General features: G+C 67.4%; 2 protein-coding genes. Both read left to right on the top strand.

From position 1 onward, the window contains the following. Nucleotides 1–532, top strand: a 532-nt coding sequence (locus JHD07_RS32085) for a DnaB-like helicase C-terminal domain-containing protein (RefSeq protein ID WP_291629436.1), incomplete at its 5' end; no start/stop codon positions are given. Between the two features lie 54 nt (nt 533–586). Continuing rightward, complete coding sequence (gene alr, locus JHD07_RS32080; protein ID WP_291629435.1) at nt 587–1864, top strand: alanine racemase; 1278 nt, start codon at nt 587–589, stop codon at nt 1862–1864. The last annotated feature ends 46 nt before the right edge of the window (nt 1865–1910 follow it).

Genomic DNA, 1910 nt, shown 5'->3' with positions numbered 1-1910 from the left:
CCTCTCGATCGCGCAGCTGATGGCGCGCGCGCGCCGGCTCAAGCGCCAGAAGGGCCTCGACCTCCTGGTGATCGACTACATCCAGCTGCTCTCAGGCTCCGGCAAGCGCGCCAGCGACAGCCGCGTGCAGGAGATCACGGAAATCACGACCAGCCTGAAGGCGCTGGCCAAGGAGCTCAACGTTCCCGTGATCGCGCTGTCGCAGCTCTCGCGCCAGGTCGAATCGCGCGACGACAAGCGGCCGCAGCTCTCGGACTTGCGTGAATCCGGCTCGATCGAGCAGGACGCCGACGTCGTGCTGTTCGTGTTCCGCGAGGAATATTACCTCGCCATGAAGGAGCCGCGTCCCGGCACCGAGGAGCACGCCAAATGGCAGGCCGACATGGAGCGCACCGTCGGCCGCGCCGAAGTCATCATCGGCAAGCAGCGTCATGGTCCGACGGGCACGGTCGAGCTGCACTTCGACGCCTCGGTCACGCGCTTCGGCGACCTCGCGCATGACGGACAGCTGCCGGATCGCAGCGACTACTAGATTGTTCCGCGGGTTGAACCGCGCCGGCCTCTTGCGTAAAACGGCGCAATGACAATGGCGTCCGCCCCGAAGACAATCACCTCGCCCGGCCCTCTCTCCGCGGAGGCCAATCAGGCTGCCGCGCTCGCCGCCTTCGGCGGCGTGCTGACCGTCGATCTCGACGCGATCATCGCCAATTGGCGCAAGCTCGAGAAGACGGCGGTGCCGGCCGAATGCTCCGCGGTAATCAAGGCGGACGCCTATGGCTGCGGCGCCGAGCAGGTGTCGCGCGCCCTGAGCAAGGCCGGCTGCAAGACCTTCTTCGTTGCCACCATCGAGGAAGCCCGCAAGGTGCGCGCCGCCGTTCCCGAGCCCACCATCTACGTGCTCGGCGGCTATTTCCAAAACACCGGCGAGCACTACGCCAAGATCAACTGCCGGCCGGTGATCGGAGATCTCAACGAACTGGCCGAATGGGACGTGTTCTGCCGCCGCACCGGCTGGAACGGCGGCGCCGCAATCCACATCGACACCGGCATGAACCGGCTCGGGCTGACGCTGTCGGAGGCGCAGGCCATCATCCCCCGCATCAATGCCGGCGATCACGGCATCACGCTCGTTATGAGCCATCTGGTCGCGGCCGAGCAGCTCAACAGCCCGATCAATGCGCGGCAGCTCGCGGCCTTCCGCAGCATTGCCAGCGAGTTCTCGGGCGTGCCGGCCGCGCTCGCCAACTCCTCCGGCATCTTCCTGGGGGCGCCCTTCCAGTTCGACCTGGTGCGGCCGGGCGCGGCCCTCTACGGCGTCAACCCGACGCCGGAAGCCGACAATCCGATGCAGCAGGTGGTCGACCTCAAGGCGCGCATCGTGCAGATCCGCAGCATCGATCGTGGGGAGACCGTCGGCTATGGCGGCACCTGGAGCGCACGGCGGCCGACCAAGCTCGCCATCATCGCCGTCGGCTATGCCGACGGTTATTTCCGCGCCGCCAGCTCCAATGACGGCACGCGCGGTGCCGAGATCATCGTGGCCGGCAAGCGCTGCCCTGTCGCGGGCCGGATCTCCATGGATCTGATCGCGGTCGACATCACCGACCTGCCGCCGAACGCGGCGCGGCGCGGCCACATGGTGACCTTGCTCGGCGAAGGCATCACCGTGGACGAGCTCGCACATCATTTCGGCACGATCGGCTACGAGGTGCTGACCAGCCTCGGCCGCCGCTACGCCCGCCTCTACAAGGGCGGCAATGTGGAGGAGCCGCTGGCAAGGCCGGAGCCGGCGTCGAGTGCCGGGCAGTCGCCTTCCTCACCGCCGATCGAGCAGCCGGCGGCCTCGCCGCCGCTGTCGAGTTAAGCCACCCGCACCTACTTCTTCTTCCGGCTGTCGAGTGCCGCCTTGC

The sequence above is a fragment of the Bradyrhizobium sp. genome, assembly GCF_016462955.1.
Lineage (GTDB): Bacteria > Pseudomonadota > Alphaproteobacteria > Rhizobiales > Xanthobacteraceae > Bradyrhizobium.
This window is presented reverse-complemented; position numbering and strand designations above follow the sequence as displayed.

Coding starts and splice junctions, on each gene's coding strand:
- alr (WP_291629435.1), top strand. CDS start 587: ATGGCGTCCGCCCCGAAGACAATCACCTCGCCCGGCCCTCTCTCCGCG.